Annotated in this window: 23 protein-coding genes; 4 read left to right on the top strand and 19 right to left on the bottom strand. The window is 69.0% G+C overall.

Features of this window, described 5'->3' with window-relative positions; all coding sequences use genetic code 11:
• Positions 1-3 precede the first annotated feature (3 nt).
• Positions 4-846, top strand: coding sequence for a LysR family transcriptional regulator (locus IG86_RS0127680; RefSeq protein WP_030900436.1), 843 nt, complete (start codon positions 4-6; stop codon positions 844-846).
• Positions 847-874: 28 nt separating this feature from the next.
• Here IG86_RS0127680 and IG86_RS0127675 read toward each other — a convergent pair whose 3' ends face one another.
• From IG86_RS0127675 to pdhA, 15 genes are all read right to left on the bottom strand, one after another.
• Positions 875-1,780 carry a LysR substrate-binding domain-containing protein gene (locus IG86_RS0127675; RefSeq protein ID WP_030900434.1) on the bottom strand — a complete coding sequence of 302 codons (906 nt, stop codon included), beginning with the start codon at positions 1,778-1,780 and terminating at the stop codon, positions 875-877.
• Between the two features lie 338 nt (positions 1,781-2,118).
• On the bottom strand, positions 2,119-3,582 hold the full coding sequence (locus tag IG86_RS0127670; RefSeq protein ID WP_037943174.1) for an amino acid permease: 1,464 nt from the start codon (positions 3,580-3,582) through the stop codon (positions 2,119-2,121).
• A 297-nt stretch (positions 3,583-3,879) separates the two neighbouring features.
• Entirely contained in the window at positions 3,880-5,016 is a 1,137-nt protein-coding gene (gene paaE / locus IG86_RS0127665; protein ID WP_030830732.1) for a 1,2-phenylacetyl-CoA epoxidase subunit PaaE, read from the bottom strand.
• On the bottom strand, positions 5,016-5,552 hold the full coding sequence (paaD, locus tag IG86_RS0127660; protein WP_030302963.1) for a 1,2-phenylacetyl-CoA epoxidase subunit PaaD: 537 nt from the start codon (positions 5,550-5,552) through the stop codon (positions 5,016-5,018). Before paaD ends, paaE begins: the two co-directional genes overlap by 1 nt.
• Positions 5,546-6,412: a 1,2-phenylacetyl-CoA epoxidase subunit PaaC gene (gene paaC, locus IG86_RS0127655; protein ID WP_030830734.1), complete on the bottom strand. Its 867-nt coding sequence runs from the start codon at positions 6,410-6,412 to the stop codon at positions 5,546-5,548. Before paaC ends, paaD begins: the two co-directional genes overlap by 7 nt.
• 12 nt (positions 6,413-6,424) lie before the next feature.
• Positions 6,425-6,751, bottom strand: coding sequence for a 1,2-phenylacetyl-CoA epoxidase subunit PaaB (paaB, locus tag IG86_RS0127650; protein ID WP_030830736.1), 327 nt, complete (start codon positions 6,749-6,751; stop codon positions 6,425-6,427).
• Positions 6,748-7,722, bottom strand: a complete 975-nt coding sequence (gene paaA / locus IG86_RS0127645) for a 1,2-phenylacetyl-CoA epoxidase subunit PaaA (RefSeq protein WP_030900428.1) — start codon at positions 7,720-7,722, stop codon at positions 6,748-6,750. The genes paaB and paaA overlap by 4 nt, the downstream gene beginning before the upstream one ends.
• Before the next feature lie 35 nt (positions 7,723-7,757).
• Positions 7,758-8,603, bottom strand: a complete 846-nt coding sequence (locus IG86_RS0127640; RefSeq protein ID WP_030900426.1) for an enoyl-CoA hydratase/isomerase family protein — start codon at positions 8,601-8,603, stop codon at positions 7,758-7,760.
• Positions 8,594-9,460 carry a 3-hydroxyacyl-CoA dehydrogenase family protein gene (locus IG86_RS0127635; RefSeq protein WP_030830745.1) on the bottom strand — a complete coding sequence of 289 codons (867 nt, stop codon included), beginning with the start codon at positions 9,458-9,460 and terminating at the stop codon, positions 8,594-8,596. The genes IG86_RS0127640 and IG86_RS0127635 overlap by 10 nt, the downstream gene beginning before the upstream one ends.
• Positions 9,457-10,227 (bottom strand): enoyl-CoA hydratase/isomerase family protein, encoded by a 771-nt coding sequence (locus tag IG86_RS0127630; RefSeq protein ID WP_030830748.1) that lies wholly within the window; start codon positions 10,225-10,227, stop codon positions 9,457-9,459. Before IG86_RS0127630 ends, IG86_RS0127635 begins: the two co-directional genes overlap by 4 nt.
• Positions 10,224-11,408, bottom strand: a complete 1,185-nt coding sequence (locus IG86_RS0127625) for a thiolase family protein (protein WP_030830751.1) — start codon at positions 11,406-11,408, stop codon at positions 10,224-10,226. The genes IG86_RS0127630 and IG86_RS0127625 overlap by 4 nt, the downstream gene beginning before the upstream one ends.
• A complete protein-coding gene (gene paaN, locus IG86_RS0127620) occupies positions 11,401-13,107 on the bottom strand; it encodes a phenylacetic acid degradation protein PaaN (protein ID WP_030900422.1) in 1,707 nt (568 codons plus the stop codon). Before paaN ends, IG86_RS0127625 begins: the two co-directional genes overlap by 8 nt.
• Before the next feature lie 86 nt (positions 13,108-13,193).
• Positions 13,194-14,603, bottom strand: a complete 1,410-nt coding sequence (locus IG86_RS0127615) for a dihydrolipoamide acetyltransferase family protein (RefSeq protein WP_030900419.1) — start codon at positions 14,601-14,603, stop codon at positions 13,194-13,196.
• Complete coding sequence (locus IG86_RS0127610) at positions 14,600-15,619, bottom strand: alpha-ketoacid dehydrogenase subunit beta (RefSeq protein ID WP_030900416.1); 1,020 nt, start codon at positions 15,617-15,619, stop codon at positions 14,600-14,602. The genes IG86_RS0127615 and IG86_RS0127610 overlap by 4 nt, the downstream gene beginning before the upstream one ends.
• Before the next feature lie 5 nt (positions 15,620-15,624).
• Complete coding sequence (gene pdhA / locus IG86_RS0127605; RefSeq protein WP_030830764.1) at positions 15,625-16,761, bottom strand: pyruvate dehydrogenase (acetyl-transferring) E1 component subunit alpha; 1,137 nt, start codon at positions 16,759-16,761, stop codon at positions 15,625-15,627.
• Between the two features lie 149 nt (positions 16,762-16,910).
• Between pdhA and IG86_RS0127600 the strand changes: the two genes are divergently transcribed.
• Complete coding sequence (locus tag IG86_RS0127600; RefSeq protein ID WP_030830767.1) at positions 16,911-17,381, top strand: Lrp/AsnC family transcriptional regulator; 471 nt, start codon at positions 16,911-16,913, stop codon at positions 17,379-17,381.
• 12 nt (positions 17,382-17,393) lie between these two features.
• Here the strand turns inward: IG86_RS0127600 and IG86_RS0127595 are convergent, their stop codons facing one another.
• The 4 genes from IG86_RS0127595 to IG86_RS0127580 all read right to left on the bottom strand — a co-directional run bounded on the left by IG86_RS0127595 (position 17,394) and on the right by IG86_RS0127580 (position 22,651).
• Positions 17,394-19,178, bottom strand: coding sequence for an aldehyde dehydrogenase family protein (locus IG86_RS0127595; RefSeq protein WP_078848511.1), 1,785 nt, complete (start codon positions 19,176-19,178; stop codon positions 17,394-17,396).
• Complete coding sequence (locus IG86_RS0127590; RefSeq protein WP_030830774.1) at positions 19,166-20,212, bottom strand: histidinol-phosphate transaminase; 1,047 nt, start codon at positions 20,210-20,212, stop codon at positions 19,166-19,168. The genes IG86_RS0127595 and IG86_RS0127590 overlap by 13 nt, the downstream gene beginning before the upstream one ends.
• 1,184 nt (positions 20,213-21,396) lie before the next feature.
• Positions 21,397-21,876 carry a hypothetical protein gene (locus IG86_RS0127585; protein ID WP_030834063.1) on the bottom strand — a complete coding sequence of 160 codons (480 nt, stop codon included), beginning with the start codon at positions 21,874-21,876 and terminating at the stop codon, positions 21,397-21,399.
• A 364-nt stretch (positions 21,877-22,240) separates the two neighbouring features.
• Positions 22,241-22,651 carry an acyl-CoA thioesterase gene (locus tag IG86_RS0127580; RefSeq protein ID WP_030834061.1) on the bottom strand — a complete coding sequence of 137 codons (411 nt, stop codon included), beginning with the start codon at positions 22,649-22,651 and terminating at the stop codon, positions 22,241-22,243.
• A 602-nt stretch (positions 22,652-23,253) separates the two neighbouring features.
• Between IG86_RS0127580 and IG86_RS0127575 the strand changes: the two genes are divergently transcribed.
• Together IG86_RS0127575 and IG86_RS40185 are read left to right on the top strand one after the other, a co-directional pair.
• Complete coding sequence (locus tag IG86_RS0127575) at positions 23,254-23,748, top strand: winged helix-turn-helix transcriptional regulator (protein ID WP_030834060.1); 495 nt, start codon at positions 23,254-23,256, stop codon at positions 23,746-23,748.
• Positions 23,745-24,269, top strand: a complete 525-nt coding sequence (locus IG86_RS40185; RefSeq protein ID WP_157854905.1) for a hypothetical protein — start codon at positions 23,745-23,747, stop codon at positions 24,267-24,269. The genes IG86_RS0127575 and IG86_RS40185 overlap by 4 nt, the downstream gene beginning before the upstream one ends.
• Positions 24,270-25,033: the final 764 nt, after the last annotated feature.

Raw genomic sequence — 25,033 nt, 5'->3', positions numbered from 1 at the left:
GTTATGGCCTTCGACCGCGATCTAGAGACGTCGTTGCTGCGGATGTTCGTCAGCTGCGCCCGCCTCGGCAGTTTCAGTCGCGCCGCAGCCGCGCTCGGGTACAGCCAGCCGGCCCTCAGCCAGCAGTTGCGGAAGCTCGAACGCTCCGTCGGACAGCCACTGCTGCACCGTACGGCCACCGGAGTGAGCCCGACCAAGGCCGGCGAGGCATTGCTGCCCTATGCCGAGCGGATCCTGGCCCTGTCTGCCCAGGCGCTCACCGCAACAAGGCGAACGGTGACGGGTCATTGCGGTGTGGGACTGATCGAGGACCTCGCCGCTGCACCGTTTCCCCAGGCAGCTGCCGATTTTGCCCGCCTTAACCCCGAAGCGACGCTGGAAGTGGTCAGCGCTCCTGGGCCGTACATGAGAGAGGCCTTTTCCTCCGGACGCATCCACATCGCCCTGTGTGATCCGTCCTACCTGCCCGGCCTACCGCGCTGGACGATTCGGTTGCCGCTGAGATGGGCCGTCGGGCCCGGACTGGATCCAGGCGCTGCCCCCCTCCCTCTCGTGCTGTTCTCCCTGCCGTGTCGCTGGCGCACGCCGGTGCTCGACGCGCTGGAAGCCAACGGACGTACATGGCGTGTTGTTTTCGAAAGCACCAGCCTGGCCGCCGTGCAAGCCGCCGTCCGGGCCGGCCTCGGCGCTGCGGCTCTACTGCCCGCCTGCGTGGAACACGGCACCGCCGCGTACGGCGGCCTGCCAGAACTTCCTGACGTCGAACTGGGTCTCATACGGCGGGCAGGCACTGAAGGCGATCCGCTCATCGACGCGGTCGAAGACGTGCTCAGACGTCTGGCCTGACAAGAGCAGGGCCCCGCAGCTCATGCGGTCACAGCACGAGCTGCTCAGCAGCCTGGAGCAGTGCCTGTCGGGCGGCTTTGATGGTGGGGTGCTGGCCGCCTCCGCGACGCACGGCAGTGAGCAGTCTGCGTCTGTGATGAGCCCGTGGCAGTGGCTGTATGGGGACGGTCGGGGGACGGCCGTGCCATGCCAAACCCGGAAGCAGCGCGGCCGCATGACCCTGTTCGGCTAGCCGCAGATGCAGGAAGTGATCGGTGGACTCGTAACGGATGTCGGGTTCGAAGCCTGCTTCGCGGCACAGTGCCATCGACCAGCGGCGAGCCATGGTTCCTTCGGGCTCCATGATCCACGGCCGTCCTGCCAGGCTGAGGAGAGCCTCCATGGGGTCGGCCATGCCCCCAATGGCCGGATGAGCCAGATGCAGGGTGTCCTCACACAACTCCTCCTGCTCCACCTCCGCGGGCCGGGGACCGGGAATACCGGGGTACTCCACATCGATGATCAGATCGAAGTCACGCGCTAGCAGAGCAGAAATGGCACTTTCCCGCTCCATCTGAGTGAGATGGACACGCAGCAGCGGATGAGCGGCATGCAACAAGTTCAGTGCGGTGGGGACCAGGGCCAGCGCCGCACTCTGAAAGGAGGCAATACGGAGTGTTCCGGTCAAATCGGTCAAGGATGTCGCGATGTCGGTCTCCGCGCGTTCCAGCCGCTCCAGGACAGCCTCGGTGTGGGCGACGAGAATCTCCGCCTGTTGGGTGAGGCGTACCCGCCGACCGACGTGTTCCAGTAGCCGGACGCCGACCTCGGATTCCAGCAGCGACAACTGCTGAGAAATGGTCGATGGACTGTAGGACAAGGCAGCGGCAACGGCGGCCAGCGTGCCGCGGTGCTTGAGCTCCCTGAGAAGTCTTAGCCGGTGAAGATCGAACATGACAGCGCCTGAAACAGCTGGCTTTCTCGTGGGAGAGCTTGTTCCGGACGCGCAGAGTGTGATGTCACGCTACGCCTCGCGGTTGACTCGGGCTGACGGCGGCGGATTACAAGGATCAGCGCCGCCGGCTCTAGGGCTGGGTGCCGTATCGAGGGGTGCGCCGTGGCCAGGAATCCCTGGTGCGCGGTCGGATGGTAAGGCGACACCGGGCCATTGAAAAGCGCTGCGAGGTCACGCTTGAACGCGTTCTGGGCCGGTTGGCGGCACAGCCTGGATCAGGCAGGTAATGTCACGCCACTGATGCCTGGGCGAGCCGCCCCGATGTGTCGCCGTCGAGGTCATGGCCTGGCTTGGGCGTCCTCGGCTGCCCTGCGCATGCCGGCCACCCTGCCGCGCACGCCGAACCACCCGGCGACGAGGGCTCCGACGATCAGCGGAAGACCCAGCACGGTGGTGCGTGCGGCCCCGCCGTCGGCATACATCAGCACCAGGACGGAGGCCAGGAAGCCAAGGGTCACGATCTCGGTCCACGGCGAGCCGGGCAGCCGGTAGCCAGGACGCGTCAGCTCGCCCTGCTGCGTCTTCCGCCAGAAAAGCAGGTGGCAGATCATGATCATGCCCCACGTGGCCAGGATGCCGATCGCCGCGAAGTTCAGGACGATCTCGAACGCCTCCGCCGGTACGACGAAGTTGAGGCCGACGCCGAGCACGCAGATACCGGTCGTGAGCAGGATGCCACCATAGGGAACCTGGCTGCGGCTCATCGCACTCGTGAACCTCGGCGCCGAGCCGGACATCGCCATGGAGCGCAGGATGCGGCCGGTCGAGTAGAGGCCGGAGTTGAGCGAGGACATGGCCGCGGTGAGGACGACGAGGTTCATCACGCCGCCCGCGGCGGGGACACCGATGTTGGACAGCACCGTCACAAAGGGGCTCTCGCCGGCGACGTACTTGTTCCACGGAAGCAGCATCGAGAGCAGGATGACCGAGCCGACGTAGAACAGCGCCACGCGCCACATGATCGAGTTGATCGCCTTGGGCATGATCTTCTCGGGGTTCTCGGTCTCACCCGCCGTAACGCCGACCAACTCGACTGCGGCGTAGGCGAAGATGACGCCTTGGGTGATCAGGAGCATGGGCAGCAGACCGTTGGGGAAGACGCCCCCGTACTCGCTGATCACGGACAGACCGGGGTTGTGACCGTCGACGGGGTGTTGGGTCACCAGCAGGAAGATGCCGATACACATGAAGAGGACAAGGGCGCCGACCTTGACGATTGCGAACCAGAACTCCAGCTCGCCGAAGATCCGCACCGAGATCAGGTTGACCGCGAGGACGACCGCCAGGGCGATCAGCGCGATCACCCATTGGGGTATGTCGGAGAACATGCCCCAGTAGTGGGTGTAGGTGGCCACCGCGGTGATGTCGGCGATACCGGTCGTGGCCCAGTTCAGGAAGTACATCCAGCCTGCGGTGTAGGCGCCCTTCTCGCCGAGGAACTCCCGGGCGTACGACACGAAGGCGCCGGACGAGGGCCGGTACAGGACGAGTTCGCCGAGCGCGCGAACGACGAGGAAGGCGATGAAGCCGCAGACCGCGTACGCGACGAACAACGACGGGCCGGCCTCGGCGAGGCGGCCGCCGGCACCGAGGAAGAGGCCGGTGCCGATGGCACCGCCGATGGCGATCATGCTGACGTGCCGGGACTTCAACGACTTGCTGTAACCGGCGTCTCCAGCGTCGACATTGGGCCGGGCCGGTCTGGAGGGCGCTCCGGGCTTTACGAGCGGCTGCTCACTCACGCCTTGCTCTCACTTTCCATAAGTTGATGCAGTGCGGTCCGTTACTGCCGGTCCGCTCAAGATTTCGATAGGCGCACGCCGTCGGTCAACGAACGTTGCGGGCGGCTCGAGTTTGCGCGATACCCGCGTCGGGGACCAAGGCGGCAAGCCGGCTTTCACCCTGCATTACCGAAGGCCTGCTCGAAACCAGCGATTGATTGACCCGGGCTTACTGTGCCGAACGGCATGTGCCTTTTCCAGCGCAGGTTTCCGATCGTTCATCGTCGAGAAAACCGAACGTTGTCGACATGTTCGCGCTCACATGTCGAAGTCCACGGTGAGCTCGTCCGATGCGGGGCGGGTCTGGCAGGTCAAGACGTATCCCGCGGCCACCTCCGCGGGCTCCAGGGCGTAGTTGCGGCGCATGTCCCCCCGGCCCTGGGTCACCAGGGCGCGGCACGTCCCGCAGACGCCGCCTCTGCAGGCGAACGGCAGGTCGGGGCGGAGCTGTTGGGCAGCGTCGAGGACGGTCCGGTCCCGGGGGGCCGGGAACGTGGTGGCCCTGCCATCAAGGACGACGGTGACTTCGCTCGTGGCGAGACCGATCGCCGAGACCTCGTGGCGGGCGGCGGGCGGCTCTTCATCGGCGTGGAACAGTTCCTGGTGGATTCGGTCGGCCGGGACGCCGAGCCCGGCCAGGATGGCGCTGGAGTCACGGACCATGCCGTGCGGACCGCACAGCCACCATTGGTCGACGCCGTCAGTGTCGACCAGGGCATCGAGCAGGGCGGCGAGCCGCGCCGCATCGAGGCGGCCGGAGAGCATTTCGGCCTGGCGCGGCTCGCGGGACAACACGTGAACGAGCTGGAAGCGGGCCGGGTACTGGTCTTTCAGATCTGCCAGTTCGTCCGCGAACATGACCGTATCGGTTCGCCGGTTGCCGTAGAGGAGGGTGATGCGGGATGAGCCGTCGGCGCCGAGTACTGAGGCGGCGATCGACAGCATCGGTGTGATGCCGGATCCGGCAGCGATGAGCACGAAGTGGCCGAGTCCACCGGGTTGACCGGAACCACCGGGTTGTCCGGCTCCGGTGAGGTCGGGCGTGAAAGCACCGACCGGCCCCATCACCTCAAGGGTGTCTCCCGGGCGCACACCGTGGACGAGCCAGGAAGAGAACAGGCCGCCCGGTATGACGCGGATGCCGATGCGCAGAGGTTCCCCGACGGGGGAGCAGATGGAGTAGGAGCGGCGCTCGTCGCGGCCGTCGATCTCCCGGCGCACGGTGAGGCACTGGCCGGGGAGAAACGCGAATTCCTCGGCCAGACGGTCCGGTATCGCGAGGGTGAGCGCGGCGGCGTCGGAGCACAGCCCCTCAACCGCTGCGACGCGCAGGGCGTGGAAGGTGGGGCGCAGACGGGTCCGCGCCGTGACGGGGGGACGGGAGGGGGTCGTCATCAAAGGTCCTTGAGGTGCTCGAAGGGCTCCAGGCAGGTGCCGCAGCGGCGGAGCGCCAAGCAGGCAGTTGCGGCGAACCGTGAGATCTCCTCGGTATCGACCGAGGCGCAGCGCGGGCAGGGCACATCCGACGGGGCCGGCCCGAGGGACAGCCACACCGGCCCGGATTCGCTGAGGCGCCGAGGCCCCGGTGGTGCGATGCCGTGTTCGGCGAGCTTGAGGCGGCCCTGGGATGTGATCCAGTCGGTAGTCCAGGGCGGGTCGAGCACGGTGACGACCCGAACGGCGGGAAAGCCGTCCGCCTGCAGCCGGGTGGCGGCTTCCGCCCGCATCTCGGCCACGGCGGGACAGCCTGAGTAGGTCGGGGTGAGCCGCACGACGACCGTACCGTCCTGCTCCACCTCGACACCGCGGAGCACTCCGAGGTCGGCGAGGGTCAGCATGGGCAGTTCAGGATCGGGGATCTCGCAGGCGGTACGCCAGGCGCGGTGCGCCGCATCTCGGCGGTGCTCGCCGGCATCTGCGAGCGTCACCATTGCGCCTGCGGGTGTGCGCGGGCGATGCTCTGGAGTTCGGTGAGGAGCGGCGCCAGGTGTTCGGTACGGTCACCGTCGCGGCCGGAGCCGGGTATGGCAGGGGCGGACGCCGGGCCGAGAGGCAGGACCTCGGAGGGGTCGAATCCCGCTCGCACCACGACGTCGGCGAGATGCCGCAGCGTCCTGTCGGCGACCACTGCGGACTCGGCGCCCAGACCGGCTGCGGTTTGGTCGGTCAGTGGTTCTCCCAGCCAGGGCGCGACGTCGGACAGCGCCGTTCTGAGACGGTCACGGGACTCGGGAGTCCCGTCGCCCAAGCGCACGGTCCACACCGCGGCGTAGTGGCAATGGTAGGAGAGCTCCTTCACGCTCTTGGCGGCGATGGCGGCGAGCACCGGATCAGGAGCGCTGGTGAGCTCCTCGAAGACGGCCAGCCGCCAGACGGACAACACGAGCAGCCGTGTGATCGTGAAGGCGAAGTCGCCGCCGGGCAGTTCGGCCAGCCGTAGGTTGCGGAAGCCGTCTGGATCACGGAAGTAGGCGTACGCGTCCTCGCCGCGGCCCGTACCGTCGGCCCGTCCCGTCCTGGCATACAGCAGCCGGGCCTGGCCGAGCAGGTCGAGGCCGATGTTGGCCAGGGCGAGTTCCTCCTCCAGTTCCGGGGCGCGTGTGCACCACTCGGCGAGCCGCTGGGCGGACACCAGGGCGTCGTCGCCCAGGGCCAGACAGCAGGCGGCCAGGTCTCCGGCGTCGATGCCATCCGGCACCCTCTGGTCGACGCCGTGCAGGGGGTCGGTGAAACCGGTGCCGAACGCCCACTGCGCGTTGTCGTGGTCGACGTACAGATCCTCGTGACTCATTGGCGGCCGCTCCTAGATGTGGGGTACGTCGTCGGGGATGTCGTAGAAGGTCGGGTGCCGGTAGACCTTGTCGCCGCTGGGCGCGAAGAAGGGATCCTTCTCGGCGAGGGTGGAGGCGGCGATGGAGTCGGACCGCACGGCCCAGACACTCACGCCCTCGTTGCGCCGGGTGTACAGGTCGCGGGCGTGGACAAGGGCCATCGCGTCGTCGGGCGCGCGCAGGGAGCCCACGTGGACATGGTTCAGTCCACGCTTGCCCCGGACGAACACCTCGTACAGCGGCCACTCGTCCCGTATGCGGACGGGTCCGCCGGCGGAAGTCCGGTCGGTGCCGCTCATGCCGCCGCTCCTTCACGCACCCGGGTCGCCCGCTTGGAGGCATGGGCCGAGGCCGCCTCCCGCACCCAGGCGCCCTCCTCGTGGGCGGCCCGGCGCCGTGCAATCCGCTCGGCGTTGCACGGTCCGTCGCCGGAGACCACGCGCTTCAGCTCGTCCCAGTCGGGGGCGCCGAAGTCGTGGTGCCCGCGCTCCTCGTTCCACCGCAGGCCGGGGTCGGGCAGGGTGACGCCGAGCTTCTGGGCCTGCGGCACGGTCATGTCGACGAACCGCTGTCGCAGTTCGTCGTTGGAGTGCCGTTTGATCTTCCAGGCCATGGATCGCGCGGAGTTGGGCGAGTCGGCGTCCGGCGGGCCGAACATCATCAGCGACGGCCACCACCAGCGGTTCACCGCGTCCTGCACCATCTCCCGCTGCTCGTCGGTGCCGCCCATCATCGTCAGCAGGAGTTCGTACCCCTGCCGCTGGTGGAAGGACTCCTCCTTGCACACACGGACCATGGCGCGCCCGTACGGGCCGTACGACGTCCGGCACAGGGGCACCTGGTTGCAGATCGCCGCGCCGTCCACGAACCAGCCGATCACGCCGACGTCGGCGAAGGTCTCGGTCGGGTAGTTGAAGATGGACGAGTACTTCTGGCGGCCGTCGATCAGACGCGCCGTCATGTCCGTGCGGTCCGCCCCGAGGGTCTCAGCCGCGGAGTAGAGGTACAGCCCGTGCCCGGCCTCGTCCTGCACCTTGGCGAAGAGGATGGCCTTGCGGCGCAGCGAGGGTGCCCGGGTGATCCACTCGCCCTCCGGCTGCATACCGATGATCTCGGAGTGGGCATGCTGGGCGATCTGCCTGATCAGCGTGGTGCGGTAGCCGTCGGGCATCCAGTCCCGGGGCTCGACGCGCTGGTCGCGGGCGATGGTGTCCTCGAAGGTGGCCTCGGGGCCCTGGGGCCCGGATGGTGTGACGGTGGGGGTGTTCATGGGGTATGCGTGTCCCGTCGTACTCGATGAGTGGGTCAATGGCCGCGGAAGGCCGGGCTGCGGCGTTCGAGGAACGCCGTGACGGCTTCGCGGTGGTCCTCGGTGGCGCCGAGCCGGCGCTGGATCACGGCTTCGCGCTCCAGCGCGGCCGGCAGCGTGGCGGTGGCCGCGGACCGAAGCAGTGCCTTGATCTCTCGGTGGGCGGCGGTGGGTCCGCCTGCGAGGGAGCGGGCGACGGCCAGCCCCTCAGCCGTGGCCGAGCCGTCCGCCACGACGCGGTGGACCAGGCCCCAGCGTTCGGCGTCCTGTGCGGAGAAGCGGTCTCCGAGGAGCATGAGTCCTGCGGTCCGCGAAGGACCGAGCTGGCGGGCGAGGCCGCGGGCGACCCCCGAGTCGGAGGCCAGGCCGATGCCGGTGAAGGCAGTCGCGAAGTGGGCTCCTTCGGCGGCGACGCGCAGATCCGCGCAGAGCGCGATGCCGAGCCCAGCCCCGACACATGCGCCCTCGACGGCCACGACGAGCGGGACCGGCAGCCCGTGCAGCTCCTTCAGCAGCGGGTTGTAGTCGTTGGGAAGGTTCGCGAAGGCCGCCTCGGGCGCGGTGTTCAGCTGCCGGGCGTGCTCCCTGAGGTCCTGGCCGACGCAGAAATGCCTTCCGCGGGCAGTGATCAGGGCAGCCCTTACACCGCGTGCGGTGTCCGTGGTCAGGCGGCGTGCCGCCATGAGGAGGGCGCTGCGCATATGGGTGTCGAGCGCGTTGCCGCTCCCGGGACCGCGCAGCTCGATGACGGCCACGGCGTCGGTGACGTCGTAGGCGACCCCGTGATGGGCGGGACGGCCCGGCTCCTGAGCCTCGGTGGGCGCACCATCGGTCACGGCCATGAGTAGAACCCCTTCCCCGTCTTGCGGCCCAGCTCGCCGCGGGCGACCTTCTCCCGCAGCAATGCCGGCGGGGCGAACCGCTCCCCGAGCGTCCTGTGCAGGTGGTCGGCAATGGCCAGCCGTACGTCGAGACCTACTACGTCGGTGAGGCGCAGCGGCCCCATCGGGTGCCGGTATCCCAGGCGCATGGCCGTGTCGATGGCCTCCGGCTCGGCGACCCTCTCCTCGACCATGCGGACGGCCTCCAGACCGAGGGCCAGGCCGAGACGGCTGCTGGCGAATCCCGGCGAGTCCTGGACGACGACCTCCTGCTTGCCCAGGGCGTGTGTCCAGCCGACCGCCGCTGTCAGGGTCTCCCCGGTGGTGTCGGGAGTGAGGACCAGTTCGACGAGCGCGCAGACGGGCACCGGGTTGAAGAAGTGCATGCCTAGAAAGCGTCCCGGCCGCTTCAGGGCCGCCGCGAGTTCGGTGACCGGCAGCGAACTGGTGTTGGTGGCGAGTACGCACCGCTCCCCCACGGCCCGCTCGGCGGCGGCGAGCAGCCGGGCCTTGAGCACGGTGTCTTCGGGTACCGCCTCGACGACGAGATCGGCGTCGGCGGGAAGTTCGGCGATCGAGGTCACGGCGGTGACCCGGTCCAGTGCCTCACCGGTAGCGGATCCGCCGGGCCCCTCGCGCTCGGCGGCCTGCCTCAGGCCGGCGGCGATGCGGTTCAGCGCGACGGTCGCGGCCGCTTCGTCGTGTTCCACGACGACCACGGACGACCCTGCGGCCGCGAAGGACTGGGCGATACCGGTCCCCATCCGGCCGCCGCCGATCACCCCCACGACGGCGGGCGGTACTGATGCCGAGGTCATGCCCGGCCTCCGTTCTTCTCGTTCTTCTCCAGGAATCGCGTCATGCGCTCCTCCTTGTCGCGACCCTCGAACAGCACGGCCTGGGCGAGGTCGTCAGCCACCGGGTGGGCACCCGGGGCGTCGGTGACGAGCTTGGTCAGCCGCAGGGCAAGCGCCGAGGAACGAGCCATGCGGTCCAGCAGGGCGTGTGCCTCGGCGTTCAGCCGCTCGGCCGGTACGACGTCCGTGACCAGCCCACAGGCGAGCGCGGCAGGTGCGTCGAGGTTCCGCCCGGCGAGCAGGACCTGTTTGGCCACCGACTCGCCGAGCAGCTCCCGCAGCCGCCAACAGGCCCCGGCGGCGGCGAGGATGCCCAGGCCAGGTTCGGGGTTGCCGAAGACGGCGTTTGGCCCGGCGATCCGAATGTCGCAGGCGTACGCAAGCTCGGCGCCGCCGCCCAGCGCCCAGCCGTCCACCGCGGCCACGGTGGGCAGGGGCAGCCTGCGTACCCGCTCGAACAGACGGCTGTTGATTCCCTGCAGCGCCTCCTCCCGGCCACGCCAACGCAGTTCGGCTATGTCGGCGCCGCCGGCGAAGACCCCGCCGTGCCCGGTGAGCAGAAGCAGCCTCGGCGCGCGCTCTAGGTCCTCGCACACGCGATGCAGTTCGGCGATCATGCCGCTGCTGATGGCGTTGCGAGCCTCCGGCCGGTGCAGGGTCACGACAACCCGGTCCGCGCCGGCCTCGACCCGCAGGGTCTCGTACGCCGTGTCGTCCCGCGTGCTCATACGCGCTCCACCAGCATCGCCACGCCCTGGCCGACCCCCACACACATGGTCGCCAGTCCCCGTCGGGCGTCCTCGCGTTCCATGCGTCCGAGCAGGGTGAGCAGGATGCGGGCGCCTGAGCAGCCGAGCGGGTGTCCGAGGGCGATGGCGCCGCCGTCGGCATTGACGCGGTCCTCGTCGAGCCGCAAGCGTCGGACGACTGCCAGCGCTTGGGCGGCGAAGGCCTCGTTCACCTCGACGGCGTCCAGGTCGTCGGACCGCCAGCCCGCTCGGGCGAGTGCCTTCAAGGTGGCCGGCACAGGCCCGAGCCCCATCAAGCGGGGCTCGACCCCGGCCGATGCGGCGGTGACGACGCGGGCCCGGGGGGTGAGCCGGTATCGTTCGACCGCCGCCAAACTCGCCACCACGATGGCAGCGGCCCCGTCGGACAGCGGCGAGGAGTTGCCCGCGGTGATGATCCCGTCGCTGCGGAAGGACGTGCGCAGTCCGCCGAGCTTCTCCAGCGAGGTGGACGGCCGAGGCCCCTCGTCCTGGGTCACCTCGCCGTCCGCCACCCGCACCGGCACGATCTCTTCCTTGAAGCGGCCCGCCCTCTGGGCGGCCTCCGCCCTGCGGTGGCTGCGCAGCGCGAAGGTGTCCGCGTCGAGGCGGGTGATGCCGTCCAGGGCGGCGACCTCCTCGGCGGTCTCGCCCATGGACAGGCTGGTCGCGGCCGGGAAGCGCGGGTTGGTGAAGCGCCAGCCGAGGGAGGTGTCGTGGACCTCGCCGGGCCGGGCCCAGGGCGTGCCGGGCTTGGCCATCACCCAGGGGGCACGGGTCATTGACTCCACTCCGCCCGCGACGACCAGGTCTGCCTCCCCCGCACGGATCGCCTGGGCGGCCGAGGCGACGGCCGTCAGTCCGGACGCGCACAGCCGGTTGACGGTGTATCCGGGCACGGTGTCCGGCAGTCCGGCCAGCAGGACGGCCATCCGGGCCACGTCCCGGTTGTCCTCGCCCGCCTGGTTCGCGGCGCCGAGGATCACCTCGTCCACGGTGTCGGCCGGGATGCCAGAGCGACGTACCGCCTCGCCGACCACGAGGGCGGCCAGATCGTCGGGGCGTACGGAGGCCAGGGCACCTCGGTGGCGGCCGAGCGGAGTGCGGGCCCCGTCGATCAGGTAGACCTCATCATCACGCATCGACGTGCTCCTCTGCGGGTGCGTGGCGCCGGGACTGGACGACCGAGAAGCGTCCGGTGACGAACGCCGGGTCGGTGAGGGCGGCATTGGCCGCGGGGTTGGCCGCAGTGCCGTGGAAGTCGCTGAAGGCGGCGGACTGGTTGACGAAGACCGCACCGGTCAGGTTCTCCGACAGGTTCACGCCCGCCTCCAACGCGGTGGCTCGTGCCGCCTCCAGCACACCCTCGTCGGTGGCGTACACGGAGGCGGTCAGCGCGCCGTGGCGCCGTACGGTGTCGTGCAGGAGACGCAGGCCGTGCGCGGTGGAGTCGATACCGATGACGAAGGAGACCGGCCCGAACCACTCGCTCGTGTATGTCTCTTCGTCGGTCTCGGCCTCGAGCCGGACCAACAGCGGGGAACGGACGGCCGCGTCCGGGAAGTCCGGGTGGGTGATTTGCCTCGACGGATGGGCGACACGGTCGAGTTCCGCCGCCTCCGCCACGCGCTTCAGAACACCGTCGTTCACGATCGCGCCGAGGGTGGCGGCCGCACGGGCCGGATCGCCGAGCAGCCCGTCCAGGGCGGCGCCGAGGTCGGCGGCGAACTCGTCTGCCGTACGGCGCCCCTGGTCGGTGGGGAAGCCGTTGCGGGGAACGAGGATGTTCTGCGGGGTGGTGCACATCTGGCCGCTGTAGAGCGACAGGGAGAAGGCGAGGTTGCGCAGCAGACCGGCGTAATCGTCCGTGGAGTCCATGACGACGGTGTTGAGTCCGGACTTCTCGGTGTGGACCGCGGCCTGGCGGGCGTTGGTCTCCAGCCAGTCGCCGAACTCGCTGGAGCCGGTGTAGTCCACGATGCGCACATCGGGGTGGGTGGCCAGGGCGGGGGCGGTGCGCTCGTCGGGCTTCGCGGCGGCGAGCAATACCACGTCCGGATCGAAGCCGGCCTCCGCCAGCACCTCACGGGCGATCCGCACGGTGATCGCCAGTGGCAGCACGGCACGTCGATGAGGCTTGACGACCACCGGGTTGCCGGTGACCAGACTCGCGAACAGTCCCGGATAGCCGTTCCAGGTGGGGAAGGTGTTGCAGGCGATCAGTACTGCCACACCGCGTCCCACGGTAGTGAAGGTCTTGTCCATGACGACTGGGCCGCCCTTGCGCTGTGGCTTGCTCCAGCGGGCCGCGACCGGATGGCGTGTCTGCTCGTTCCACGCATGGGCGACTGCTTCGAGGCCTCGGTCCTGGGCGTGTGGACCGCCGGCCTGGAACGCCATCGTGAAGGGCTGGCCGGTGGTGTGCTGGACGGCGTAGGCGATCTGGAAGGTCGCCTCGTTCAGCCGGGCAAGGATCTCCGCTGCAACGCCGGCCCGGGTGTCCGGGCTCGCGACGCGCCATGCCACTGCGGCTGACTTGGCCGTCGCGACGGCCACCTCGGGCGGCAGGTACGGGTAACTGATGCCGAGCGGGAAGCCGTAGGGCGAGACTTCGGTGGCGGGGACGGTGCCGGTGGCCGGATGTCCTTCGATGAGGAAGGGGTTGCCGAGGAGGCGGCGGAAGGCGGCCTCGCCCAGCCCGGATGCCTCGGCTCCGTACGCAGAGGCGCTGGGGGTTTCCTGGTACGGCGTCCAGTAGGTGCGGTCGGCGGCACACTCCACCGCCTGGTCGAGCAGAGCCGCGTGGCGGACGAAGAAGTCGGGATTCTGGTCGGTGGGCACTGAGAGCTCCTGGCCGAACGTTCGGTAGGTTGATGGGTGTGAGGCGCCCAGGCGGACGCAGGGGAAGTAGGGGAAGCGGGGTTGGATCAGACGTCGGCGAGCAGGATCGCCGGGCGTTCCACGCAGTTGGCCACGAAGCGCAGGAACCCGCCTGCCACACCGCCGTCACAGACCCGGTGGTCGAAGCTGAGGGAGAGCTGCATGACCTTGCGGACGGCCAGCTCGCCGTCCACCACCCACGGTTTGTCCACGATGCGGCCCGCGCCGAGGAGAGCGGCCTCAGGGTGGTTGATGATGGGCGTGGATCCGTCGACACCGAACACGCCGTAGTTATTGAGGGTGAAGGTCCCGCCGGTCAGACGGTCGGGCGGCAGGGCCCCGTCGCGGGCCAGTCCGGTCAACCGGGCCAGCTCGGCAGCCAGTTGTGCGGTCGTCATGCGCTGTGCGTCGCGGACGACGGGGACCACCAGGCCGCGCTCGGTTTGGGCGGCGAAGCCCAGGTGCACCTCGCTGAAGCGGACGATCTCCCGCCGCTCGGTGTCGACGGTGGAGTTCAGCTCCGGGAAGCGGTGCAGTCCGGCGATGCAGAATCGGGCGAGCAGGGCCAGCAGCCCGATGGGGCGGCCGGGGTCTGCGGCCTGCATGGCCTTCCGGACTTGGAGCAGGCTCGTCGCGTCCACGTCGACCCAGGTGGTGGCATCGGGGATCTCGGTGCGGCTGCGGGAAAGCTTGTCCGCGACCGCGCGGCGGACTCCGCGCAGCGGGATGCGCTCAGGGCCGGCCGGCGCCGGCCGAGTGTGCGGTGCGCGGTCCGCCGACTGCTGCCGGTCCGGGGTGACCGGTGCGGTATCGGGGTCCGTCGCCGGCTGGCCGGGCCGCCCAACGGCCTGCTCGACATCTCGTCTGAGCACGACCCCTGCGGGACCCGATGGCGCCAACGCGGCGAGGTCGATCCCGTGATCCCGCGCCATCCTGCGTACGAGGGGGGATATGACCCGGGGAGCGTGCAGCTCTCCGGACGGCGCCGCCTCGGCACCAGTGCCGCCTCCCGTCGCGGCGCCCCCGCGTCGGCGGCGGCGACGCGGTGCCGGGCCGTGCCCGGTGCCGTAGCCGATCAGGACGTTGCCGGACCCGGCCTGCTCCTCCTCCCGGTATCGGTCAGCCGCAGGGTCGGCCGACGTCGAATCGACGGGAGGCTGGGCGCCGGGGCCCTCCACCGCGCCGTCGGGCCGGCCGGAAGTCGGCCTACCCACCGTGATCAGCGGCTCCCCCACCTCCAGCGCCGTACCCGCCTCCGCGTGCAGTTGCAGCACGGTGCCCGCGTAGGGGACCGGCACCTCGACTGCGGCCTTGGCGGTCTCGACCTCGATGACGATCTGGTCGATCGTCACCGTGTCACCGACCGCGACCTTCCACTCGATGATCTCGGCCTCGGTCAGCCCTTCGCCGAGATCGGGCAGCCGGAACAGCTGCTCCTGAAGCGCTGCGGTGCTCATGCGGCCGTTCCCTTCAGCAGATGCCGGGTGTCCGGCGCGTCGCTGAACTGGAGACGGTCGACGGCGTCGAGGATCCGGTCGACGCTGGGCAGATGCGCGTGCTCCAGCTTCGGCGGCGGATACGGGATGTCGAAGCCGGCCACCCTCAGGACCGGCGCGGCCAGCGAGTGGAAACAGCGCTCCTGCACCCGTGCGGCGATCTCCGCCCCCACGCCGGCGAAGCCCTGGGCCTCCTGGACGACCAGGCAGCGCCCGGTCCGGTGTACCGATGCCGTGACCGTCTCGTCGTCGAAGGGCACCAGCGTGCGCAGGTCCACGACCTCCAGCTCGATGCCATCGGCCGCCGCCGCTTCGGCCGCGGCCAGGGCCACCGGCACCGACGGCCCGTACGCGACGACCGTGGCGTCGCGGCCCTTCCGCCGGATCGCCGCCTGCCCGAACGGCAGCGCTCCGCGCCGCTCGAGGTTGACGTCCTCCTTCGACCAGTACAGCTTCTTCGGCTCCAGGAAGACCACCGGGTCGGGGTCGGCTATGGCGTCGCGCAGCAGCCAGTAAGCGTCATCGGCCGTCGCCGGGGTGACGACTTTCAGGCCCGGGGTGTGCGCGTAGTACGCCTCGCTGGAGTCGCAGTGGTGCTCGACTCCCCCAATGCCGCCCGCGTAGGGGATACGGATCACCATTGGCAGCGCGAGCCGCCCCCGGGTCCGGTTGCGGAGCTTGGCCACGTGTGAGGCGATCTGTTCGAAGGCCGGATAGGCGAAGGCGTCGAACTGCATCTCCACCACGGGCCGGAAGCCGCCCATCGCCATGCCGACGGCCAGTCCTACGATGCCGGCCTCGGCCAGCGGGGTGTCGAAGCAGCGCTGCTCGCCGAAGTCACGGGTCAGCCCGTCGGTGATCCGGAAGACGCCGCCGAGCGGACCGACGTCTTCGCCGAAAACGAGCACGCGCTCGTCCTCGCGCAGTGCGTCGCGCAGTGCGGTGTTCAGCGCCTGCGCCATCGTGACCTTGGCCATGGCCGTCAGTTCTCCTCGGTGTCGAGTGCGGGGGAAGCAGCGTCTTCGGCCAGCTCGGCCGCGAGCAGGGCGCGCTGTTCGCGCAGCTGCGGAGTCGGCTCGGCGTAGACGTGGTCGAAGAGCGCCAGCAGGTCGGGCACGGACTCCTCGTTCATGCCCCCGCGCAGCTCTGTCGCCAGGGCCTCGGCCTCCTCCCGCACCGCCGCTACGTCCTCGTCGGTGAGGGCGCCGCGGGCCCTCAGGTACGTCTCAAGACGGCTGACCGGATCGGCGGCGCTCCACCGTTCGACCTCCGCCGCGTCCCGGTAGCGGGTCGCGTCGTCGGCGTTGGTGTGCGCGTCCATGCGGTAGGTGTGCGCCTCGACCAGGACCGGTCCGTGCCCGGCACGGGCGTGCTCGACAGCCGCGGTCAGCACCGCCAGCACGGCGACCAGATCATTGCCGTCAACCTGTTCGGAACGCATCCCGTGTCCGATGCCCTTGTACGCGAGGGCGGGCGCCGCGGACTGCCGGGCCAGCGGCACGGAGATCGCGTACTTGTTGTTCTGGACGAAGAAGACGACCGGCGCGCGGAAGACGGCAGCGAAGTTCAGCGCCTCGTGGAAGTCCCCCTCACTGGTCGCCCCGTCCCCGACGAGGGCCATCGCCACACCGTCTCCGCCTGTGCGGCGCAACGACTCCGCCATGCCGGTCGCGTGCAGCACCTGGGTGGCCAGCGGGGTGCATTGGGGGGCGACGCGGGTGGCGACCGGGTCGTATCCGCAGTGCCAGTCGCCGCGCAGCAGCGTCAGCACCTCGAGCGGGTCGATGCCGCGGGCGACCAGGGCCACGGAGTCACGGTAGGTGGGAAACAACCAGTCGTCCGGCCGCAGCGCGAGTACGGCTCCGATCTGGCAGGCCTCCTGGCCCCGGCTGGACGGGTAGACCGCGAGCCTCCCCTGCTTGGTCAGCGCGGTGGCCTGGGTGTCGAACCGGCGTCCCACGACCATCCGCCGGTAGGCCTCGCGCAGCGCCTCCGGCGCAGGCTCGGTGTAGCCGGGCGCGGGCTTGGCCACCGGCGTGCCGTCCTCGGCCACGAACCGCACAGGCGTGAGGGACGGCAGGAGGCCCTGGACCGTCTGGCGAAGGTTCTTCACGGGCATGAGGCCACTCATTCTCTCTGGACACTTGACGCGAGTATCGTCGCTAGTGCGGAATATCTGTTCAAGGTTTCAGGCGATCCAGCGACGGACTGCCGAACAACACGCTCTGGGAGGGCAAAGTGTCCGAGCAAAACTCACCCTCGGAGTCGATGACCGGACGAACTGCCGTCCGGCTCGACGACACCGACCGGCACATCCTGGCGGGGCTCCTCGACGACGGCCGGGTGTCGATCAAGGCACTCGCGGACAAGCTGCACATCTCGCGGGCCAACGCGTACACGCGGATCAACAGGCTCATGGCCGAGGAGGTCATCACCGGCTTCAGCACGCGGCTGAATCCGCAGCGGGCCGGCCTCGGCACGAGCGCGTACGTGACGCTGACGATCGACCAGAATGCGTGGCGGGACACCTCCCGGGAACTGCGCGAGATCCCCTACGTCGAGCATGTCACCCTCGTTGCGGGCGACTTCGACGTCCTGGTGCTGGTCCGCACTCCGGACAACTCGGTGCTGCGCCAGGTCGTGCTGGAGCGCATCCAGGCGGTACCGGGGGTGCGCTCGACCCGCACCTGGCTGGTCTTCGACGAGGTGCGGGGACGCGGGACGCACTGGACTGCCTGACTGCTCGGTCACTCAGACGTCGACCAGCTCGGCTGCGGAACCCGCGTCCGGAGCCGGAGCCCGAGGCGACTCCGCAGCCCCGATGGGGGTCGGCCTCGGGGCCGCCTCCACGACAGGAGCCGGGGCCGTCCCGGCCGCATGCTGCCGAGACCGCACCACCCGGAACCGCCCGGTGACGAAGTGGGCGCCCTCGGGGGGCAAATCCGCGCCTGCTGAGGAGGGGTCCGCGGGGAAGTCGTCTGCGAGGTTCTGCACCAGGTGCACGCCGGCGTCCAGTGCTGCCGTCTCGGCGACCGCCAGCACCAGCGGGTCGGTCGAGTGCACTGTGGCGTACGACGCCCCGTGACGGCCCACCGTGCGGCGGAAGAGAGCCAGACTGTGCGACGTCGAGTCGGTACCGACAAGGAACGAGACGGGCCCCGGCCACTCCCTGGCGTAGATCCGTTCGTCCTGCGCCGCCAGCCGGACGAGCAGGGGGCTGCGCACATCGGCGGCCGGATGATTCGGATGGCGCAGCGCTCCGGACGCATGGAGCACGGTGCCGTACCGCGTGGCCTCAGCCAGCCCCGCCCGCACCGCATCGCTGGCGATCGCGCCCAGCAGCCTGGCCACACGTGCGGGATGCCCGAGCAGCCGGTCCACGGCCTCGCCCAGGTCGGCCCCGAAGTCCCCCAGACTCTTGCGCCCCTCATCGGTCGCGATGCCCGTCGTCGGCACCAGGATGTTCTGCGGCGTGGTGCGGACCGTGCCGCTGCACCGGCACAGGGAGTGGGCCAGGCCCCGCACGAGATCCCGGTAGTCACCGGTGGAGTCGACGATCACCGTGTTCAGGCCGGTCCGGTCGACGAACGTGGCGGCTTGGCGGGCGTGTTCCTTCAGCCAGCCGGCGAACTGCGCCGATCCGGTGTAGTCGACGATTCGCACCGCCGGGTCCGTGGCCAGCCTCTCGTGCAGCCGTTCCGCTGGTTCGGCCACCGCGAGGGTCACGATGTCCGGTGGGTGGCCGGCCTCCGCCAGCACCTGCCGGGCGACGCGCACGGTGATGGCCAGCGGCAGCACGGAACGCGGATGCGGGGCGACGATCACCGGATTGCCGGTCACCAGGCTGGCGAACAGGCCCGGGTAGCCGTTCCAGAGCGGATAGTCGGGGCAACCGATGAGCAGCGACACTCCGCGGGGCACCAGGGTGCTGGTGCCCCGCATCGGCGACGGTTGCCCGCTCCCTTGGGTCCCTTGACCGCTCTCCCAGTTCAGGTCCGCCGGAATGCGCTCCGACTCCGTGAAGGCAAGGGCCACGGCCTCCAGCGCACGGTCCTGGGCGCGCGGCCCCGCGGACCGGAACGCCGCCTGCGGCGGCTGCCCCGTGGTGTGATGCACCGCAAGAGCCAGCTCATGGCTGCGGGTGTTCAGCCGGCGCAGTATCTCCACGGCCAGCCCGGCGCGTCGGTGGGGGCCGGCGACGCGCCACCCGGCCATCGCCTGGGCGGCAGCCGCCACCAGAGCTGCGGGGTCGCATCGCGGGTAGCTGATGCCCATGCCGATCCCATAGGGCGAGGACTCGGTGCACACCCGGCCGAGCTCGCCGGGCTGGTCGAGCTCGAAGGGCCGTCCCAGCAGGGAGCCGAAGACCTTCACAGCTGTTCGGACCGATCTCATGCCCGCGTCGGCAGCATCCTGTCCGGTCGCCTCCGTGAAGGGCCGCCGGCATTCACCGGCGGCGAGGGCCCGCACGGCTTGCTGAAGCAGTTCGCGATGCCGCTCATAAGGACTGGGGTGCACGGCCTTCAGCCTCTCCAGGTCGCGGCGAGATCGAGGAAAGCCTCGTTCTCCTGCGGCAGTCCGATCGTCACCCGGACGCCCTCCCCGAGGAACGGGCGGACCACGACCTGCCCGCCAAGGCAGTGGACGGCGAAGTCAGCGCTCTCGTCCGCGAGCGGTAGCCACACGAAGTTGGCCTGGGAGTCGGGGACTTCGAAGCCCAGCGCGTGCAACATCATGGTCATGCGCTCCCGTTCGACGACCGTGAGGGCGGCCCGCCGGGCGACTTCCGCGCGCTCGCCGAGGGCGACGACGGCGGCCTCTTGGGCGAGGGTGCTGACGCTGAACGGCACCTGCGTCTTGCGCACATGAGCGGCGATCCACGGCGGCGCCACGCAGTAGCCGACGCGCAGTCCCGCCAGTCCGTAGGCCTTGGAGAATGTCCGAAGAACCACCACGTTCGGGCGGTCGCCGAGCAGGGCCAGGGCATCGGGGACCAGCGCCGGATCCGCGTACTCCCGATAGGCCTCGTCGACGACGATCAGCACTTCTTCCGGGACGCGGTCCGCGAAGTCGAGCAGCGCCCGCTCTCCGACTGCGGTCGAGGTGGGGTTGTTTGGGTTACAGACGAAGACCAGCCGGGTCCGGTCGGTGATCGCCGCGGCCATGGCGTCGAGGTCCAGCGCATGGTCGAGCAGTGGGACCCGTACCGCCACACCGCCTGCGACCGCCGTGAGAATCGGGTACGCCTCGAAGGACCGCCATCCGAAGACGACCTCGTCGCCGAAGCCGACTACCGAGTGCAGCAGCTGTCCGCAGACCTCCGAGGATCCGGCGCCCACCGCGATCCGATCCGGCTCGACCTCGTGGTGCCCGGCTATCGCCTGCACGAGTGCGGTGGCGCTCAGGTCGGGGTAGCGCGACATGCCGCCGGCCAGCTCCGTAAGCGTTGCGGCTACGCCGGGCAACAGCCCGTACGGGGATTCGTTGCTGGCCAGCACTACCGCGCCGGGCAATTTGCGGCCCGGGACATAGGCGGGCAACTGTGCCAAGGATGTACGGACACGCACCATGCTCGACTCGCTTCTGAATCGGTGGGGCCCGAGGCCGTGCCTCCGGGCACTTGACAGGTAAAGCGTGAACAGCAGAGGTCAAACGCTCAACTGTTTGAAGAATTCGGCGACAGATCGCATCCATCCGGCAACCGGCACGGCAAGCCGTCTCCTCGCCTGCTGGTTCGGCCCCCCGTCACGAGACAGACTGGGAGCGGCCCACCAGGCGTCGATGACTACTCTCGGCTACAGGCAGGACTCACTGGTTGCCCCGACGCCTGCCGCCGACACGGTCCGTCAGAACTGGTCCCCACGCACTCACGAGGTGCCTGCACCCGTCCGCTCCGATGAGGAGGACCAAGCCCAAGTCATCACTCCCCCAAGGTAGTTGCCGTCACCGGTGGCGACTCCCGCGGCTGACGGCCGACAGTGCGGGAACGGCCGAGTGGTGGGTGCACTCGTTGCCCCTTCTTGCCCGCAGGGCACCCGCCGGCGCTCTCTGTCTGCTCAGCCCCCCGCCCGGGATGTCGGCCTGTGAGGAGGTGACATATCCGGACTCGGGAACAGGCATCACACACCGGAACCACGCACGCTGCCCGACGAAGAGGGTGCGGCACGTGCGACTCACGCTCCCTGCCCGCGGCAGAATCCTGCAATCGCACGGAAGTAAGCGCAAGTAAAGACACCTTTGTGTGGGATAAGCCATGCTTACTATGCGCGCGGTAGACCCCCGTCTCTCGCCTGTCCGGCGGGCCCGGAACCGCACTGCAGTCGACGACCAGAGCGGAGCCGGCCTGACAGGGGCCGGCTCCACCAACTCGGCACCGCCGCAGGCGACATCAACGGGCAGCGGCCCATACCCCAACCTCCCGCACCAGCGGGGTGTGAGCCGACCGCCTCAACCGGGCCCGCCCGCGGATCGGCCACCCAGGCCATGGAGTCGATGAGGTGCCTGATCAACGCGCAGCGCACAGCACGGGCTGCCCCCCCCTCACCGCCGCATCGTGACCTCCGGACGCTGCCTGCCGTGATCCCCTCGTCGCCGCCGACGGTGCGGGCGCCCTGAGCCGCCCCGGGCGGACTGATCACAGACGCCCGAAGCACCGGGCGCCCGCCAGGCGCAACCACTGACCAGCGCGTAGGACATCCCCGCCCCAGACCGAGGCCAATGACGCCTCGCCACGTGGACACGGTCTCGGGTCAGGCTAGTCGAGGACGCGCCACGGCTTCGGGAACCACACCCAGCGCCCATTGACGTGTGCCATTCCGTCGTACGCCTTACCGAGTACTTCGCCTGGCTCCAGATACTTCCACCGGTAGATCGTCGTTCCCGGTTTGAAATGAGGGGCCACCCTCTCGTATCCACCGGGGAATTCTTCGCTAACCTCATTCGGCCAATCTCTGATGGCGTCCGTGGTAGCCTTCGCCACCTTGATTTCGGTCTTTTCAGGGTCGACGTCAAGCGTGGTGGGGGGCTTGGACCAGATCCACTCTTCGTACATCTTCTCGGCTTGGGCCGCGAACTCCGGCTCGAAGACCGCTGCGTAGTCAGCGGCGTTCGGCTCCAGTGAGGCCACCACATCCTTGTCGAAACGTGCAGCTATGATCAGCTTCCGGAAGCCTGCATCCGTGTTCGGGTATTGCGCCGCCTGAGTTGTGCTCGACGGCATCTCGGCGGGTTGCATTCCCTGACCATTTGCGGAACACGCACTCAGACTCAACAGACACACAATAGAGAATGGGACAAAGCGATTCTTCACTAGTTTCTTTCTTGTGCGAGTGAGGCGGGTCAGACTTCCCGCCTCATCGGAGGTTGTGACCTACTCGTCCCGCGGCACGATCGATGAGCCTCGGGGCGGAGACGGATTGAGAACGGCGAGGTCGCGCCCCCAAGCCGAGCAGCAGGGTGTCATTCGAGTCATTTTATTCCGTCGTTATTCCCTGCCCGGCATCACGGGATGACGATGGCGGTTGTTCAGCGGGGCCATTCGGGCGTGGTCGGCGGTCGTCGCCCATGTGGGTGTGACGCCGGCCGGCTCGGTCAAGCGGTCATTGCTGCGGCAGAAAACCTGTGAGGTAGGCGCGTTCAGCCTCGGTGAGGCGCCGCGGGCGCTTGCCCTCCAGGTCGTAGGGAACCATCGTGGAGGCTGCCCTCGCGTACAGAGTCCCTTCGTCCTTCACCTCGTAGGCGAGGCTGAAGGACACCGCCCTGAGGCCGGTAACCCAGACCTCGACGGTGACCGGAGTTTCGCGCCACTCCAAGGGCGCCTTGTACTCGATCTCGTGCTTCGCGCTCACGCAGCCCGCCGTGAAGGTGTCCACACCGGCTATTGCGGCCTGGCCACCCAGTATGTCGCTGCGCGCTTCCTCGAGATAGGTGAGGAAGACGGCGTTGTTGACGTGCCCGTAGACGTCCATGTCCGACCAACGGACTGAGCAGCGGTATTGATGGCGAGTCATTCCAGTCATTTCATTTCGTCATTATTACCCGCCCGGAATCGGGGCAGGGCGATGGGCATTTCTTCAGCGGTGCACTCGGGCATGGTCGGCGATCGTCCCGCTTACGGGTTCCCCTGACGGACAAAGCGCCGCGGAGCCTGCTTCGGCCCGGTCCGCAGCAGCGCGGTGGAGTGAGGCGCGCACGGTCCCACCCACCCGCTGCAGCTCCGTCGAGGGCGAGCCCCTGGTGCCGACCCGCGGCCCACAGCCGCTAAAGCCCGGCAAACATAACACGGCCATAAACAGTCATTTTTTTCCAACGGTATTGCTCGGAAACTCCCACTTGATCACCACACGAGTCGGGCGGCACAGTATTCGCGGACTGATCGTGGGCGCGGGCAGGACGGCATCCCGCCATCGGCGTGCCGGAATCGCCTCGCCGAAAGCGCTATCACGCCATGCGCCAGCCGCCGCCCGATGCAGCTCAGGGCAAACCATCGGTCGCACGCGAAGTGCGGGATCTCGCGCCCGTGAGGGTGATGGCAATTCCCGGAGCTGCCCCAGCACAGCCGCCGAACTAGTTCGTGAGTGCGTTCAGAATATGAATGCACTAGGTTGTGGCCATGCCTCGTGCCTCATTCGCAGCTTTCCACTGTTCGCTGTCGCGCTCCCTGGATGTCATGGGTGACTGGTGGTCACCGCTGGTCTTGCGCGACATCTCTCTCGGCATTGACACTTTTGAGGAGCTGGTCCGCGATCTTGGCGTGTCCCGCGCACTGCTGAAGAATCGGCTCGACGGACTCGTGGACGGCGATGTGCTGGAACGGGTCGAGTACTCCGCGCGTCCTCAGCGGTTCCGTTACGTGCTCACCACATCGGGACGGGAGCTCGTGACGGTGCTTTTGGCACTCACCCAGTGGGGCGACCGCTGGCACGCGCCGGATGGTCCGCCGATCGTGTTTCGGCACCACTGCGGAGAGGTCCTAGAGGTGTCCGTCACGTGTCGTAGCTGCAGTGGAGCGGTTCATCCGGAGGGCGTCTCGGTCCAGCCGGGCCCGGGCGGGCGCGCAGCGCCCGGCACTCTCGTCATTGCCGAGCGCCTTGCGGGGATGGCATGACTGATCACGTCGCAGCTTGGCGAATGGCCGGCGAGGCGGGGGATGCGAGAGCGGCAGTAGCCGCTCTGTCCGAGGACGTCGAGCTCGTTTCGCCACTGACCGACCGGTTCACGTTTCGGGGGCACGGTGAACTCGAGGAACTCCTGACGAGCGTGTTCGAAGTGTTCACCGGCATCCACTACGAGGCACAGTTCCAGGACGGACAGCACGCGGTTCTGCGCGCCGCGGGTCATGTCGGTCGCCTGCGGTTGGAGGAGACCCAGTATCTCGATCTCGACGATGAGGGCCGTATCCGACGCCTCACCCTCATGATGCGCCCGCTCACAGCCGCCACCCGTTTCCTGCGCGTGCTTGGGCCTCGGGTTGCGAGCCGGCAGGGACGGCCGGGCACGGCGGTAGTGCTCATCGTGGCGGGCGCATGGCTCGACTCGGTCGTGGCCGGCGGAGATCGAGTCTTCATGCCCATGGCCAGTCCTGATCGGTCACGTCGACCAGTCCAGGTCGACCGCCCACCGGCGTGATCGGCTGTCGGCGGTGTTCCTCGACCGCGGAGGCGTCCATGTCGGGGGGCGACGTTCATGCCGACGCCGGGCTGCCATGTTTCTGGAGATCGGCGAGGAAGTCCCGGAGATCGACGCCGGCGAGTCCCATTGCGGCCATCGCCATCTTGGCAGTGGTATCGACGCCAGAACGCACACCGACAGGTTCAAGGGCGACCGCTCGATCTGCCCGCTCCCGTGGAGGTGCAACGAAGCCCGCCGGTGATACACCGCCTCGTGCGGGAACCGCCCACCGCAGAACGCGCCATGTCCCGCCGCTTCCGCATGCTCCTTCGGCTGTTGATCACGACCCCAGGCTAGGGCGCCGGGAGCCCCGATAGCTGCCCGCCATCGACAGCGAACGACGAGCCGTTTCCAGTGGAAACGCCAGGCGGTCCGGCCCGCACGCCCGGACTCCGGGAAGTTCGCAGGTGATGCCGCGGGTGTGGTGATCAGTTTGTGGAGGTGGTCAATCGTCTCCCCGCCGGCCAGCTCCACTCGCGGTGAAGCCGATGTCACCGGACCGGGCGAGAGAGAGGAAGGCGTCGGGGCGGTCGAGGGGTACGAGGTGGGCGACGGGATCCTCCGCAGCCCGGACGCTGACGCCTCGACTTCGGGAGCCGTCCCGCCGGGTGATCCGGACGCTGGGCAAGCCCTCCGAGTCGAGGGCTTGCCCAGCAGAAGCCGTGACCGGTCGGCAGGCCGACTGTGGCCGATCCGTCTCCCGCGATCGGTCAACCGGCACG

It is taken from the genome of Streptomyces virginiae (assembly GCF_000720455.1).
GTDB lineage: Bacteria > Actinomycetota > Actinomycetes > Streptomycetales > Streptomycetaceae > Streptomyces > Streptomyces virginiae.
This window is presented reverse-complemented; position numbering and strand designations above follow the sequence as displayed.